At 73.8% G+C, this 13,174-nt stretch carries 17 protein-coding genes; 5 read left to right on the top strand and 12 right to left on the bottom strand.

The genetic code is table 11. From position 1 onward, the window contains the following. Window positions 1-12: 12 nt before the first annotated feature. Both IQ279_RS22050 and IQ279_RS22055 read right to left on the bottom strand, forming a co-directional pair. Entirely contained in the window at window positions 13-738 is a 726-nt protein-coding gene (locus IQ279_RS22050) for an ABC transporter permease (protein ID WP_206350804.1), read from the bottom strand. 64 nt (window positions 739-802) lie between these two features. Beyond that, the gene (locus IQ279_RS22055) at window positions 803-1,777 is read right to left on the bottom strand and encodes an ATP-binding cassette domain-containing protein (RefSeq protein ID WP_206350756.1); all 975 of its coding nucleotides are present in this window, start codon (window positions 1,775-1,777) and stop codon (window positions 803-805) included. A gap of 140 nt (window positions 1,778-1,917) precedes the next feature. Here IQ279_RS22055 and IQ279_RS22060 point away from each other — a divergent pair, with 140 nt between their 5' ends. After that, window positions 1,918-2,682 (top strand): TetR/AcrR family transcriptional regulator, encoded by a 765-nt coding sequence (locus IQ279_RS22060; protein ID WP_206350758.1) that lies wholly within the window; start codon window positions 1,918-1,920, stop codon window positions 2,680-2,682. A gap of 359 nt (window positions 2,683-3,041) precedes the next feature. Here the strand turns inward: IQ279_RS22060 and IQ279_RS22065 are convergent, their stop codons facing one another. From IQ279_RS22065 to IQ279_RS22075, 3 genes are all read right to left on the bottom strand, one after another. Beyond that, complete coding sequence (locus IQ279_RS22065) at window positions 3,042-3,410, bottom strand: DoxX family protein (protein WP_206350759.1); 369 nt, start codon at window positions 3,408-3,410, stop codon at window positions 3,042-3,044. Beyond that, window positions 3,407-4,003 (bottom strand): TetR/AcrR family transcriptional regulator, encoded by a 597-nt coding sequence (locus IQ279_RS22070; protein ID WP_307792475.1) that lies wholly within the window; start codon window positions 4,001-4,003, stop codon window positions 3,407-3,409. Before IQ279_RS22070 ends, IQ279_RS22065 begins: the two co-directional genes overlap by 4 nt. A gap of 286 nt (window positions 4,004-4,289) precedes the next feature. Next, complete coding sequence (locus IQ279_RS22075) at window positions 4,290-5,945, bottom strand: glycoside hydrolase family 13 protein (protein WP_307792476.1); 1,656 nt, start codon at window positions 5,943-5,945, stop codon at window positions 4,290-4,292. 233 nt (window positions 5,946-6,178) lie between these two features. Here IQ279_RS22075 and IQ279_RS22080 point away from each other — a divergent pair, with 233 nt between their 5' ends. Further along, window positions 6,179-6,811 carry a DedA family protein gene (locus tag IQ279_RS22080; RefSeq protein ID WP_206350760.1) on the top strand — a complete coding sequence of 211 codons (633 nt, stop codon included), beginning with the start codon at window positions 6,179-6,181 and terminating at the stop codon, window positions 6,809-6,811. A 17-nt stretch (window positions 6,812-6,828) separates the two neighbouring features. On the opposite strand, the gene IQ279_RS22085 is transcribed toward IQ279_RS22080, so the two are convergent. Further along, on the bottom strand, window positions 6,829-7,308 hold the full coding sequence (locus tag IQ279_RS22085) for a phosphatase domain-containing protein (RefSeq protein ID WP_206350761.1): 480 nt from the start codon (window positions 7,306-7,308) through the stop codon (window positions 6,829-6,831). Between the two features lie 57 nt (window positions 7,309-7,365). Next, window positions 7,366-8,148, bottom strand: coding sequence for an alpha/beta hydrolase (locus IQ279_RS28680; protein ID WP_206350762.1), 783 nt, complete (start codon window positions 8,146-8,148; stop codon window positions 7,366-7,368). Window positions 8,149-8,237: 89 nt separating this feature from the next. Between IQ279_RS28680 and IQ279_RS22095 the strand changes: the two genes are divergently transcribed. Both IQ279_RS22095 and IQ279_RS22100 read left to right on the top strand, forming a co-directional pair. Further along, window positions 8,238-8,645 (top strand): hypothetical protein, encoded by a 408-nt coding sequence (locus IQ279_RS22095; RefSeq protein ID WP_206350810.1) that lies wholly within the window; start codon window positions 8,238-8,240, stop codon window positions 8,643-8,645. Beyond that, window positions 8,642-8,791, top strand: a complete 150-nt coding sequence (locus IQ279_RS22100) for a hypothetical protein (protein WP_206350763.1) — start codon at window positions 8,642-8,644, stop codon at window positions 8,789-8,791. Before IQ279_RS22095 ends, IQ279_RS22100 begins: the two co-directional genes overlap by 4 nt. 22 nt (window positions 8,792-8,813) lie before the next feature. Here the strand turns inward: IQ279_RS22100 and IQ279_RS22105 are convergent, their stop codons facing one another. From IQ279_RS22105 to IQ279_RS22125, 5 genes are all read right to left on the bottom strand, one after another. Beyond that, window positions 8,814-9,302: an AAA family ATPase gene (locus IQ279_RS22105; RefSeq protein ID WP_307792477.1), complete on the bottom strand. Its 489-nt coding sequence runs from the start codon at window positions 9,300-9,302 to the stop codon at window positions 8,814-8,816. A gap of 75 nt (window positions 9,303-9,377) precedes the next feature. Beyond that, complete coding sequence (locus IQ279_RS22110) at window positions 9,378-9,914, bottom strand: DUF1360 domain-containing protein (RefSeq protein WP_241028535.1); 537 nt, start codon at window positions 9,912-9,914, stop codon at window positions 9,378-9,380. Window positions 9,915-9,975: 61 nt separating this feature from the next. Beyond that, entirely contained in the window at window positions 9,976-10,281 is a 306-nt protein-coding gene (locus tag IQ279_RS22115; protein ID WP_206350766.1) for a hypothetical protein, read from the bottom strand. A gap of 148 nt (window positions 10,282-10,429) precedes the next feature. Continuing rightward, a complete protein-coding gene (locus IQ279_RS22120) occupies window positions 10,430-10,840 on the bottom strand; it encodes a site-specific integrase (protein ID WP_206350768.1) in 411 nt (136 codons plus the stop codon). Window positions 10,841-10,998: 158 nt separating this feature from the next. Continuing rightward, a complete protein-coding gene (locus IQ279_RS22125) occupies window positions 10,999-11,895 on the bottom strand; it encodes a glycoside hydrolase family 19 protein (RefSeq protein WP_241028546.1) in 897 nt (298 codons plus the stop codon). A gap of 257 nt (window positions 11,896-12,152) precedes the next feature. Here IQ279_RS22125 and IQ279_RS28685 point away from each other — a divergent pair, with 257 nt between their 5' ends. Further along, a complete protein-coding gene (locus IQ279_RS28685) occupies window positions 12,153-13,133 on the top strand; it encodes a DUF2637 domain-containing protein (protein ID WP_307792478.1) in 981 nt (326 codons plus the stop codon). Window positions 13,134-13,174: the final 41 nt, after the last annotated feature.

Consider the following 13,174-nt stretch of genomic DNA (forward strand, 5'->3'; position numbering starts at 1 on the left):
CCCGCCCGGTTCTCACGCCGTGCGGCGGCGGAAGAGCGCCCCGGAGGCCGCGACGGAGACGGCGAGGATCCCGGCGCACCAGGCCAGCGCCCGCCAGGGCGCGCCGCCGACCGGCTGCCCCAGCAGCAGTCCCCGCAGCGACTCGATGAGCGGGGTGACGGGCTGGTGCCCGGCGAAGCCGTGGAGCCAGCCCGGCATGGTCTCCACGGGGACGAAGGCGCTGCTCGGGTAGGGCAGGAACAGCACCAGGAAGGTGAAGCCGCTCGCGGCCTCGGTGGATTTCGCGAGCAGGCCGACCGCGGCGGACAGCCAGGACAGGGCCAGCAGGTAGGCGGCCAGGAGTCCCGCGGCGGCCGCCCAGCCGGCCGCGTCGGCCTCCGGCCGGAAGCCGATGGCGAAGGCGACGGCGAGCACCACGGCCGTCGCGGCGGCGTTGCGCGCGGCACTGGCCGCCACGTGCCCGGCCAGCACGGAGGTACCGCCGACGTCCAGGGAGCGGAAGCGGTCGACGACGCCCTCGGCCATGTCGCCCGCGACACCGACGGCCGTCGCCGCGGCCCCGTAGCCGGCGCACAGCACCAGCACTCCGGGGACGACGTAGGTGATGTACCGGGTACCGGTGTCGATCGCCCCTCCGAAGAAGTAGACGAACACCAGCATCAGCATCACCGGCAGTATCAGCGAGGTGAGCAGGGCGTCGGTGTTGCGCATGGACAGCCGTGTGCAGCGGGCGGCCATGACCAGGCAGTGCCTCAGGGCGCGGGCCGGGGCCCCGGGCACGGCGGCGCGGGGGGCCGTGAGGTCAGACACGGGCGGGCTCCTTGTGGGCGGGGGCGGCGGGGGTGGCGGCCCGGCCGGTGAGCGCCAGGAAGACGTCGTCGAGGGTGGCCTCGTGCACGGTGAACCGGGCCACCGCGTCCCGGTCCGGATCGATCTCGTCCAGCAGCGCCCGCACCCGCGCCGCGCTCCCGTCGGTGGGCACTCCCAGGAGCAGCCGGTCCGGTTCGCGGTGCACGGCGCGCCCGCCGAGCAGATCCGCGGTGCGCCCGTAGGCGGCGGCGTCGGTGAGTGTGAGGTCCAGACGCCGTCCGGCCACCCGCCTCTTGAGATCGGCGGCGGTGCCTTCGGCGACCACCCGGCCCGCGTCGAGGAGTGCGATGCGGCCGGCGAGCCGGTCGGCCTCCTCCAGGTACTGGGTGGTGAGGAAGACCGTGGTGCCGGCGGCCGCCAGGCCGGCGACGAGTTCCCACATGGCCTGGCGGCTGCGCGGGTCGAACCCGGTCGTCGGCTCGTCGAGGAAGACGACCTCGGGGCTCACCACGAGTCCCGCCGCGACGTCCAGGCGGCGGCGCATCCCGCCCGAGTACGCGCCGGCCCTGCGACCGGCGGCGCCGGTGAGATCGAACCGCTCCAGCAGTTCCCCGGCGCGCTCGCGGGCCCGGCGCCGTGTCAGCCCGCACAGCCGGCCCATCATGCGGAGGTTCTCCTCGCCGGTCTGCTGCTCGTCCAGCGCCGCGTACTGGCCGGTGAGGCTGATGCGGCGGCGCACCTCGCGCCGGTCGCGCACCGTGTCGAAGCCCGCGACGCGGGCCCGGCCCGCGTCGGGGCGCACCAGCGTGGACAGGATGCGCACGGTGGTGGTCTTGCCGGCCCCGTTGGGCCCCAGCAGCGCGAACACGCTGCCGCGCGCCACCTCCAGATCCACTCCGGCCAGGACTCTCACCCGGCCGTAGGACTTCTCCAGGCCGGTCGCCTCGACCACCGGTTCGTCGGCCATGACGGCCCCCCCTCTTGTCCCGCGCGCCCCGGGCACGCTTCTGCGTATGACATACACGCTATTGCGTAGGGTATACACATCCCTAGGATGGCGGTCAACCGGACGGAGAGCACCACAGCGGCGAGGGCGGGCACGACAAGATGGCGAAGGACAGCGGCGACGGCCTGCCTCCCGGCGTGGAGACCGCCTGGGGTCTGCGCGAACGCCCCGGCAAGGGGCCCCGCCCGGGGCTGAGCGTGTCCCGGATCGTCGGCGCCGCGACCGAACTCGCCGCCGCCGAGGGGATCGCGGCGGTCTCCATGGCCCGGGTCGCCACCGCCCTCGGCGTCTCCACGATGTCGCTGTACCGGTACGTGGCCTCCAAGGAGGAGCTCCTGATCCTCATGGAGGACACCGCCTCGGGGCCGCCTCCGCAGGGCCCCGCGCCGGAGGAGGAGGGCTGGCGGGCCGCGCTCGCGCACTGGGCCCGCTCCCACCGGGAGGTGCTGCACCGCAACCTGTGGATGCTCCGCATCCCGGTCAGCTCGCCGCCCACCACGCCCAACTCGGTCGCCTGGATGGAGCGGGGCCTGGCCTGCCTGCGCGGCACCGGGCTGGAAGAGGGCGAGAAGGTGCAGGTCATCCTGCTGGTCAGCGGCTTCGTCCGGAACGAGGCGACCCTGATGGCGGACATCGAGGCCGCCGCCAGGGCATCGGGCCGGAGCACGGCCGAGACGATGGCCTCCTACACCCGGCTACTGGACAGACTGACCGACCCCGAGCGCTTCCCGGCCGTCACCGCGCTCCTCGCCTCGGGGGCCATGGACGGCACGGAGGGTCCCGACGACGACTTCGCCTTCGGCCTGGAGCGCCTGCTGGACGGCGTCGAGGCGCTGGTGCGGACGCGGAGCGGGACGGGCCGCTGACGCACGGCGGTGTTTCCGCCGTGCGCCCGGAAGCCGGTCAAGGGCTTCATCGGCGCGATGCCGCGCGAGGACCCGGCGGCGCCGAGGAGGCAGAAGCACACGATTGACGGGATCCGGGAGCGTCTGGCGGCGGAGCGCGGTTTCGAGCTCCGCCGGCTGCACCACGGTCCGCGGCTGCGCGGACACGCTTCCTCCTGAGCCGGCGCTGGAGGCCGAACAGGGCCGTCGGGACCTTGAGGCACGGTTCCGCACGGCTCCAGGGCCCCTGTGGCGAACGCGGAAACCACCGATGGAGGCCCCTGCGGCTTCGTGTTTGAGGGCGATCCCGGCACTGTCACGACGACAGCGCCCGTGGTGAGTCACAGGCGCACGAAGCTCACCATGAGCACAGCCAGGGACAGCAGCAGCATGCCCAGGCAGTTGACCCGGAACGCGGAGTCCAGGGCTCGCGCGCGAATGTGGGATGCGGCGGCCGCCAGGAAGTAGACAACGATCGCGGCAGTGGTCGTCATGGCGACCCCGGGCACCCGGAGCCCGACGACGAGACCAGCCACGGAAGCCGCCTTGAAGGTGATCAGCACCCACCACCAGTCGCGCGGGAACCGTACGCCGTCCAGGCAGTCGACGACGAACCCCGGTGGACGGAGCATCATCGCGGCGTCACCCACCTGTACCCCGAGCGGGATCAGGACCGGCCAGACGGGAGACGGGAGTTCGGACAGCGTCATCGGCCCTCCCCTGCGCACACGGTGACGAATTCGGCGGTGCGCCGGATCCCGGCTGCCGCCTGCTGCCGGTCGGTGGATCTCGCGGCAAGCAGCATCAGCTCGCCCAGGTAGCTGGTGAACATCACCTGTGCGCCATGCCGGGCGCGGGAGGCGGGCATCCCCGCCCTCACCATCGCGGCGGTGAGGTTGTCCTCGGTCAGCGTGCGCAGCCCGCCGAGGGCCGCGTTCTCGGGTCGGCCTCGGGTCAGGGCCCGGAAGTACGAGCGCGCGAGTTCGTCGTTCTCGGTGAACAGATCGAGGAACGGGTCGAAGTAATGGGCCAGGTAGTCGACCGCGGAGGCTGCGGACTCCGCCGCCGGCGGCGCGGGGACGCGGGCGGCGATGGCCTGGTCGTAGACAAGGCCCAACAGGGACTCCTTGTCCCCCACCGCCATGACGGCACCCACGGAAACATCCGCCTCCGCGGCGATCTGCCGGACCGTCGTGCCCTGGAAGCCACGCTCCTGGAAGAGTCTTCCGGCGGCCTCGACGATGCGGGTGGTGGTCCGCCGTTTCCGTTCGGCGCGAGTCGTTTGAACACGTTCACTGAACACGTTCAGAACATAGTCGGCGCGGTTGCACCTGCGCAACGGTGTCGGTCGGCACGGTTTCGGGACGGAGACCGGGGCGGACGCGGCGACGGCAGCACGGAGCCGTTCACGAAGGCCCACCGTGCCACCCCGCGCCCCTTCGCGGCTGATGCCCGGACTGCGGATCCCGGCCCACCGCACGGACAACAGCCCCACCCGGTCCGCAAAGGGGCCGGGCCCTTCCGGCCCGCGTCCGCCGGGGACGCGGGCCGGAAGGGCCCGGTGGCACCCCGGCAGGCGGGGCCCGGGGTCAGCGCGGCTGGGTGTCCAGCCAGACGGCGGTGTCCGGCGGCAGCGTCCGCCCGTCGCACGCGCCGCTGGCCAGCAGCGGCCCGGCCTCGGACGGCGGCAGTGGCAGCGGGGTGCCGGAGAGGTTGACCCGGCACTCCAGGGCGCCCTTGCGGAAGGCCAGCTCACCGTCCCGGGCCGGCAGCCAGGTGAAGCTCTCGTCCCCGGTGAAGGAGCGGCGGGTCTTCAGGGCCGCCCGGTACAGCTCCAGGAAGGAGTCCGGCCGGCCGGTCTGGGCCTCCACCGAGTACTCGCCCCAGCCGTCGGGCTGCGGCAGCCAGCTCCCGCCCGGGCCGAACCCGCAGGAGGGGCCCGAACGCTCCCAGGGCAGCGGTACGCGGCAGCCGTCGCGGCCCTTGCGGGCGTTCCCGGTCCGCTCCCACATCGGGTCGCGCAGCGCCTCGCGCGGCAGGTCGGCCACCTCCGGCAGGCCCAGTTCCTCGCCCTGGTAGAGATAGGCGGTGCCGGGCAGCGCCAGGGTGAGCAGGGCGGCGGCGCGGGCCCGGCGGCGGCCCGTCTCCTGGTCGGCGGCGGGCTCGCGACCGTCCGACATCAGCCAGGCGACGGTGTCGGTGCCGGCGGGCAGGGCGTGGCGGCTGAGATGGCGCACCACGTCGTGGTTGGACAGCACCCAGGTGGGCAGCGAGCCGACCGAGCGGGCGCCCTCCAGCGAGGAGTCGATGACCTCGCGGTAGGCACCGGCGTCCCAGGGGCAGCGCAGATAGGGGAAGTTGAACGCCTGGTGGAGTTCGTCGGGCCGGGTGTACAGCGGCAGCCGCGCCTGGCTGACGCCCGCCTCGGCGACGGCTATCCGGGCCGGGGTGTACTCGTCGAGGATCTTCCGCCAGGCCCGGTGGATGTCGTGGACCTCGTCGCGGTCCCAGAAGGGGTGGTCGTGCCCTTCGGGCGGCGCGTTGAGGGGGGCGGAGTCCGATCCGTTGGTGTCGCGCAGCGGCGGGGCGAGGTCCTTGCGCATGCCGTGTGCCACGTCGATGCGGAAACCGTCGACGCCCAGATCCAGCCAGAACCGCAGGATGCTCTCGAACTCGGCCGCGACCTCGGGGTTCTCCCAGTTCAGGTCGGGCTGCTCGGCGGCGAAGATGTGCATGTACCACTGGCCGTCCGGCACTCGGGTCCACACCCCGCCGCCGAACTTGGACTGCCAGTCCGAGGGCGGCTCGCCGCCGTCCGGGCCGCGGCCGTCCATGAAGACGAAGCGGTCGCGGGCGGGCGAGCCTGGCGGGGAGGCCAGCGCCTCGGCGAACCAGGGGTGCTCGCCGGAGCAGTGGTTGGGGACGATGTCGACGATGACCCTCAGGCCCAGGGCGTGGGCCCTTTCCAGGAGCTCGCGGAAGTCCCCCAGGGTGCCGTGGCGGGGGTCGACGTCGCGGTAGTCGCTGACGTCGTAGCCGCCGTCGGCCCAGGGAGAGCGGTAGAAGGGAGTGAGCCACACCGCGTCCGCGCCCAGTTCGGCGACGTGGCCGAGGCGGTCGGCGGCCCCCCTCAGGTCGCCCATGCCGTCCCCGTCGGCGTCGGCGAAGCTGGGCACGTATATCTGGTAGACGACGGCCTCCCGCCACCAGTCGGCGTCGTCGCCTCGGGACGTGCTCTGTGTCACGGCTGCCTCTCGGGTCCTATTTGTAAGACAAGCCGAATTATTGGGCCGCGACTTGGTTCACGGTCAAGAAATGCCCGCGATACGAGCGCGTGACATATGCCATGTCCGGTGATGTCCGGACTCACCGCTCCGGTCCTCCCGCCTCCGCCGGGCGGTTCGCCCCGAAAGGGCCGGGTAGCCGTTCTCACACCGTCCGTGCCCACCCCACAGCACCGGGCCGCACAAGGAGAGACATGTCCGCAGCACAGCAGAGCGACGGCCTGGTGAACTGGGCGACCGGCCTGATGGAGACCCTCGGCGCCCCCGGGGCGGGCCTGGCCATCGCCCTGGAGAACCTCTTCCCCCCGCTGCCGAGCGAGGTGATCCTGCCGCTGGCCGGCTTCACCGCCAGCCGTGGCGACATGAGCCTCTTCGCCGCTCTGCTGTGGACCACGATCGGCTCGGTGGCCGGGGCGCTCCTGCTGTACTGGGCGGGATCGCTGCTGGGCCGGGAGCGGACCCTGGCCGTCGCGCGGAGGATCCCGCTGCTGAAGCCCTCGGACATCGAGAGGACCGAGGCGTGGTTCGCCAGGCACGGCACCAAGGCGGTCTTCTTCGGGCGGATGGTCCCGGTCTTCCGCAGCCTGATCTCGGTGCCCGCCGGCGTCGAGCGCATGCCGGCGACGACGTTCCTGACGCTGACCACGCTCGGCAGCCTGCTGTGGAACACCCTCTTCGTGCTGACCGGGTACGCGCTCGGGGAGAACTGGCACGCGGTGTCGGGCTATGTCTCGGTGTACTCCAAGGCCGTGGTGGCCGTCATCGTCGTGGCCGTCGTGGGTTTCGTCGCCGTCCGCGCGGTGCGGTACCGCCGCGGCGACGGGTAGCCGGCCGGTGGGGCGCCTCAGGTGCGCCCCTCGTCCTCCTGGGCCTCCTCCAGAACGGGCTCGGCCGTCATCCACCCTGCCCGCACCACCGTGAAACCGTCCGCCCCGTAGGCGTCGCAGACCTGGTGGTCGTCGTCGACCACCAGGGCGACGGTGCGCTCCCTCGCCAGACTCCGCAGCAGTTCGGGCTTGGCGACGCGGGCCGGGCGGCGGTCCCCTCCGCCGCGCATCAGCAGCGGCCCGTCCGGCAGGCCGTGCCGGTCCAGCCACCGCAGGGTGTCGCGGCGGCACCGCTCCGGTCTCCCGGTCACATACGCGATCTCGTGCTCCCCGGCGGCGGCCAGGGCCAGTTCGACGCCCTCGGCCAGCGGCGGGTCGTCGGGGGCGGCGGCGAAGAAGGCGTCCCAGTCGCGGCGCCCGTCGAGGAAGTGCAGGCGGTGCCGGACATCGGCGAGCGTTCCGTCCAGGTCGAACACCGCCAGCGAGCGGGACTCCATCGGTCACCTCCGGGTGCGGTACGGCAGCGGCACTCGCGCCATGCTCCCACCCGCCGGTCACCGCCGTGCGGCGGGCCGCGGGCCGTCCACCCACCAGCGCAGCGCCTCCGTGGCCAGTTCCGGCGGCACCTCGTGGCCGCCGCCGAACTCCCGGTAGGTGACCGCGTAACCGGACCGCACCAGTTGCGGGACGAGGCGGCGGCTGCACGCGCCGGCCGGCAGGACGGGGTCCTCCCGGCCGTGGGAGACGAAGATCCGGGGGCGCCCGTGGTGGACCGTCGGCGCCATGGGCCCCGGGGAGAAGGCCAGCACCGCACCGAACAGGTCCCCGTTGGCCGACCCCAGCGAGAGCGCACAGGAGGCTCCGTCGGAGAAGCCCGCCACCGCCACCCCCGCCGGGTCCACGGGGAAGCGCCGGAAGACACCGTGCAGCGCGGCGTCCAGCCGGGCCACGTCCGGGCCGTCGGCGACATCCCAGGTGGAGCCGGCCGCCTGGGGCGCGAGCAGCAACAGCCGGCCGGACCCGGCCTGCGGGAGCAGCCAGGTCAGTGCCCGCTTCGCCGTTCCCCCCTCCTCGTGCAGCACCACCACCAGCCAGTACGGCCTCTCTGCCGCCCCCGCTCCCGAGGGCGGCGGAACACGCAGCAGCGCCCGCCCCTCCAGCCGGTGGGTGCCCGCGGCCCCCTCCCCGGCTTCGAGCGCGAACACCGGGGGCGGGGAGACGGAGGGCCGGGCGGACAACCGGCCCTGCGGCACGCCGTCCCCCGCCTCCGGGCGGTGGCGGGCCCGTTCCGGTCCCGGCGCACCGCCCGCGCCCCCTCCCGCGTCCGTCCCGGCCACTTCCGCTCCCCTCTCCCGCGTCACCGTGCGGCCGTGGTACCCCCGGCGGCACGGCGCATGCCCGCACCCCGAGGGGGTACGCACCCGGCATGGCAGACGAAAAGGACACCGACGGGAACACGGGCGGGGACACCCCGTCGAAGTGGACCCCGGACGACGACAGGGTCGGGGAGATCCGGGAGGCCGAGCGCGAACGCGGCGAGGCCCGCCCGTTCGACTATCCCTACGGCGAGCGCCGGGCCAATGTGCGGGCCAGGCGCCACATCAGCAGGGAGGAGGCCGACGCGGACATGCCGCCGGGCCTCTCCGGAAGCTACGGCACCACCGGCGGCGGGCAGCCCGCGGGCCCGGCTCACGCCCGGCCGGGCAGGTCGGTGGTGGGCGAGGACCCGGCCGGGGTCGTCGACCGGGACGCCTCGGCGGAGGAGGAGAGCTCTCGGAAGAGCGCCGGGGAGGAGTCCCGGGAGGCCGACGACGAGGGCGCCGGGCGCGGGTGACGGCCTCGTCGGCGCGGCCGCCCCTGCTGCGGCCGCCCCTGCTGGAGTACGAGGTGCCCGAGCGGGATCCGCGGATCCCGCTGCGCCATGTTCCCTCCCGCCCGCGCAGCGGCTTCGTCGTCGCGAACGTGCGCCAGCCCGGCTGACCGGGCCCCGGCCGCCGGGCCGTCAGCCCCCTCGGCCCTCCTCCCCCGGCGGTACGTCCGGCGCGTCCCGTACGTCGAACCCGCCGCGGCCGTCGGTCCGCACCTCCCGCACCGCGTCGAAGCCGTCCGACCGGCGGGGTTCGCGCAACCGCCGGAGGGTGTCGAAGAATCCCGCCTCGGGCACGCGTTCCCTGCCCTGGCGCGCGGCGTTGCGTGCCAGGGCGTTCGGCACGTCCGGCGGGAACCAGTACGCCACCACCCGCGCCCCGTACGCGCGGCCCGCGGCGATCAGGGGAGCCCACTCCAGAGGCGAGGGGTTGGTGTTGTCCACGACCACCGGCCACCCCCGCTCCAGCGCCTCCTCCACCAGGCGCATCTGGCGCCGCTGCCGGTGCCGGGCGGAGCGCGGGAAGAGGTCCTTGCTGACCACGGTGTACCCGGCGGGGAGGCAACGGGCGCGGAAGGTCGTCTTCCCCGATCCCTGGAGGCCCACCAGCACGGCCAGTTCCACAGGCGCCCGCGGCCCCTCCCCCGGGGCCTGCCCCGGTCCGGATCCCCGCCCGGGCGGCGGTCCTGCCATGGTCCCTCAGCCCTCGCCCTCGGCCTTCTGCTGGGTCAGGCTCCAGGCGTACTGCAGCCAGTCGGACAGGGCCACGCTGCTCAGGCAGGAGGTGACCAGGCGGGTGGCGCGCGGAGCCGTGGCGTAGCCCGCCGTCAGACCGCCGGCGATCCACACCGCCACGCAGAAGGGGCAGGCCAGCAGTTCTCCCACGGACCGGTGCAGGCCGTGTCCGCGGGGCACGTCCATGACCTCGGCGCCGTGGAGACTGCCGGTGCGGCGGGTGAAGGGGGCCCTCAGGAAGCTGGTGACCTTGTCCTTGGTGAGCAGCCGGGAGCTGCGGTAGGTGGCGACTCCCATCAGGAACAGGTCCAGCGGGGGGATCCGCTCGGGCAGCTGCCGGCCCGACGCCCTCATGCGCCAGGCGAACACCCCCGCACCGGTCGCGTAGACACCCGCCAGCGTGGCGAGTCCGCGCAGGGAGACCTCCCCCTCCTCGGAGTACTCGTCCGCGCCGGTGACCCGGCCCACCGTCTCGGCGGCCTGGTCCATGGCATCACTCATTCGGCTCCTCCTCGTCACCGGTCCGGAAGCAGGCCTCGCGCCCCCGCCGGGGTCGCCCGTGTCACGGCCTGGGGTTCGTACGCCGCCACCGGGGGCGCGCGTCGGCCCCTCTGCGCCCCGCGACCGAGGCGCACCGCGGGCACAGCCGCCGCACCCGGTCGGCCGCGCCGCCCGACTCGGGAATGACGTCGGTCCACGTCACATGCGGGAAGCGGTCGAGCCGGGAGCGGCTGAGGGACAGCCCGCACACGGTCTGGTTCACGCCCTGTTCCCAGGCGTGCACCTCGCCCGCGGGCAGCCGGACGCCGTCCTCCTCGTCGGTCCACCGGCCCGACGCGGCCACGGCGTATCGCTTGCGTGCTGACACGGCTGTACGGGTTTCCCCCAGTGCCGTCCCCACACCCCTTCTCATCGGTTTCCGCAGTTCCCGGGGCTCCGCGTCCGCCGCACGGCTGCGTTCCCCGCTCCACCCGGCCGCGGCCGCGCCCACCGCTCGTGCGGTACGGCGGCCGTGTCTACTCGGAGTCCGCCGGCTCCCCCCGGCGGTGGAGCCTGCCGCCCGCGCGGAACTCGTGGATGGCATGGCCCTGTTCCCCCGCGGTCAGCATCACCTGCTCCCAGCCCAGCGCGCGGTTCCCCGTGGCGAGCAGCGGGCCGCTCTCCCGGTCGCCGACCACCTCGCGCAGCAGTCCGGCCGCCCGCTCGCTGATGTCCCCCTCGCCCTCGGGCACCGCCCGGCCGCACACCCCGGTCACCCGCCTCGCCCGCAGATCCACGTCCTGGATCTCCAGGGAGAGCAGGTCCAGCACCCGTAGGTCCCCCTCCCACAGCAGCAGCCACAGGGCCCGGTGCGCCATGTCGATGGCGTCGTCGGCGAGCAGTTCCTCGAGCCGTTCGGCTGTGATGCGTTCGTCCGTGAGCGTCATGGCCCGGCAGTATTCCGGCCGGACACGTCCGCGGGTAGAGGTAGGAAGGATCCTTCCTGTGAAGGCCGTCCGCGAAAGACCCGCGCCGCCGCCCGCCGCGGAAGCGGCGGGCGGCGGCGCGGGCGGCTGCGCAACGGTTTTCTGCGCCAACTCCCTTTTCAGCAGCTCAGGTTGTCGCCCGGGGTGGTGCCCAGGATCTGGACGAACCGCCGGTAGTCGTCGATCCGGCTCTGCACCTGCGCGGGATTGCGCCCGCCGCACTCCAGAGAGCCGTTGATGCTGCGGATGGTCTCGCCGAAGCCGTGCCCGCCGACCATCGCGTCGTGCGGGGTCATGGTGCCCGGGCCGCTCTGGGTGTTCCAGTACCACAGCGCGGTCTTCCAGGCGACCGCCGCGTCCCGCTCCACCAGGTGGGGGTCGCGCAGCAGGTCGACGCCCAGCGCGTCGCCCGCCGCCTTGTAGTTGAAGTTCCAGCTGAGCTGGATCGGGCCGCGCCCGTAGTAGGCGGCCTGGCCTGCCGGGCAGCCGTAGGGCCTGCCGCTGTCGCAGTAGTGCGGGTAGTTGGCGGTGTTCTGCTCCACGATGTGGACCAGTCCGCCGGTCTCGTGGCCGACGTTGGCGAGGAAGGCGGCGGCCTCCCGCCTCCTCACCGTGTCGCTGCCGGTTCCCGCGAAGGCCGGGTAGGCGCTCAGGGCCGCCTTCAGTCCCTGGTAGGTGTAGAAGGGGTTCCGGTTCGGGAACATCGAGTTGAACTGCGCCTCGCCGACCACGAATCCGGACGGATCCGGGTCCGTGGGCGGCGGCGTCGTGGCGCCGCCGCAGGCGCCCTGGTCGCTCCAGACGCCGGAGGTGCCGGGCGGCGCCTCGTTCCGGGTCCACCAGCGGGCGGTCCAGTTGTGGCCGCCGTGGGAGACGGCCGCCCCGCCGAGGTAGACCGCCGAGGAGTTCCACGGGGTCGCGCATTCGGCGGCGGAGGCGGTGGTCGCGGGGATGGTGACCGCCAGGGCGCCCGCGAGGGCGGAGGCGGCGAGACCCGCCGTGAGGCGTCTTCTCAGCACGTGGACTTCCCTTCCGGGATGGGGGGTTGACCGGGAACACTCAAGCGCCTTGGTATATACCAGTCAAGGTATGGACCAGATCCGCTTCCATCGGAGCCGCCGGACCGAAAGGAAGGTAATTCACCGTGATCGTATGAATTGAGACCTCACCCGAATGCCGGTCATCCGGTCGGGTCCCGCCTTCGTTGTTGTGGACGTGACTCCACCAGATCCGCTTTCCACGCCCGCGACCCGCCTTCCCGGATCGAGCCGTCGTGAGTGACCAGGGCCCGCACTTCGATCCGTACGGCACGCCCCCGGGTCCGGACCCCGAGTGGTACCGCACCGGTGTCCATCCGGACTTCGACCCGTGGTTCGTGCCGGAGCAGAGGGCCCCCGCCCCGCCCGACGTGGACGTCCTCGAACCGTCCTGGGACTTCGAGGCCGAACTCGCCAAGCTGCTGCAGGACTCCGGCCACGCACCGCACCGGCCCCACGGCCGGGAGCAGGATCCGCCCCGTGCCCGGCCCGCCTCCCCCGAGCACCCCGGCGGCAGCACTCACACAGCGACGGAACCGTCCGCGGACGAGGCCACCCGGGTGCTGCGCCGCTTCGACGCAGGGGACACGGAAGAGGCCGGCCGCTCCGGCGGCGGCGGCGTTCCCACCCGGCGAGCGGGGCGCTCGGCCGCCGAACGCCGCCACCGGCGCAGGCGCCAGGCGCCGCACCGGCCGGAGCTGTCACTGCTGCATGTGTTCAGCTACGCCGTGGCCGCGCTGACCGCCGGCATCGTGGCGATGGTCAGCGTCCTGGGCGGGCTGGTCTCCTACGACCCCCTGCGCCTGCTGGCCGGTCCCGCCGTGCCGGCCGACCTGGCCCGGTGGTGGCCCCTGCTGATCTACGGGCCCTGGCTCACCGGTTCCCTGTCGATCCTGCGCGCCACCGTGCTGCGGCGCCGGGTCCGGCACTCCTGGGCGGTGGTGATCCTCTTCTCGGCCGTGGCGGTGGTCCTGTGTGTGGCCCATGCCCCCAAGACCCTGACCGGGGTGGCGGCCGCGGGCCTGCCCCCGATCACCGCTCTGGCCTGCTTCCACCAGCTGGTGGGGCAGATCACCCTCACCCAGCCCCGGCACGCCCTGCCCCGCCGGCCCGTGCCCCCGCCGCAGCCCGGCCCGCTTCCCCGGAGGCGGACCACGTACCGCGTGGACGGTCCGGGGCGCCCCTCCCCGGAGGGGCGCCCCGGGCGAAGCGGCTGACACGGGCGGGAACGGAGCCTGCCGGGCGGCCTCTCGCGGGC

Origin of the sequence: Streptomyces verrucosisporus (genome assembly GCF_017114865.1) — a bacterium.
In the GTDB taxonomy this organism is placed as follows: Bacteria; Actinomycetota; Actinomycetes; order Streptomycetales; family Streptomycetaceae; genus Streptomyces; species Streptomyces fenghuangensis.

What these genes read in the sequence shown, in the direction of transcription:
- IQ279_RS22110 (WP_241028535.1), bottom strand. Translation starts at nt 9,914, where the DNA reads ATGAGTGATGCCATGGACCAGGCCGCCGAGACGGTGGGCCGGGTCACC.
- IQ279_RS22050 (WP_206350804.1), bottom strand. Translation starts at nt 738, where the DNA reads ATGGCCGCCCGCTGCACACGGCTGTCCATGCGCAACACCGACGCCCTG.
- IQ279_RS22095 (WP_206350810.1), top strand. Translation starts at nt 8,238, where the DNA reads ATGGCAGACGAAAAGGACACCGACGGGAACACGGGCGGGGACACCCCG.
- IQ279_RS22120 (WP_206350768.1), bottom strand. Translation starts at nt 10,840, where the DNA reads ATGACGCTCACGGACGAACGCATCACAGCCGAACGGCTCGAGGAACTG.
- IQ279_RS22065 (WP_206350759.1), bottom strand. Translation starts at nt 3,410, where the DNA reads ATGACGCTGTCCGAACTCCCGTCTCCCGTCTGGCCGGTCCTGATCCCG.
- IQ279_RS22080 (WP_206350760.1), top strand. Translation starts at nt 6,179, where the DNA reads ATGTCCGCAGCACAGCAGAGCGACGGCCTGGTGAACTGGGCGACCGGC.
- IQ279_RS22060 (WP_206350758.1), top strand. Translation starts at nt 1,918, where the DNA reads ATGGCGAAGGACAGCGGCGACGGCCTGCCTCCCGGCGTGGAGACCGCC.
- IQ279_RS22085 (WP_206350761.1), bottom strand. Translation starts at nt 7,308, where the DNA reads ATGGAGTCCCGCTCGCTGGCGGTGTTCGACCTGGACGGAACGCTCGCC.
- IQ279_RS22055 (WP_206350756.1), bottom strand. Translation starts at nt 1,777, where the DNA reads ATGGCCGACGAACCGGTGGTCGAGGCGACCGGCCTGGAGAAGTCCTAC.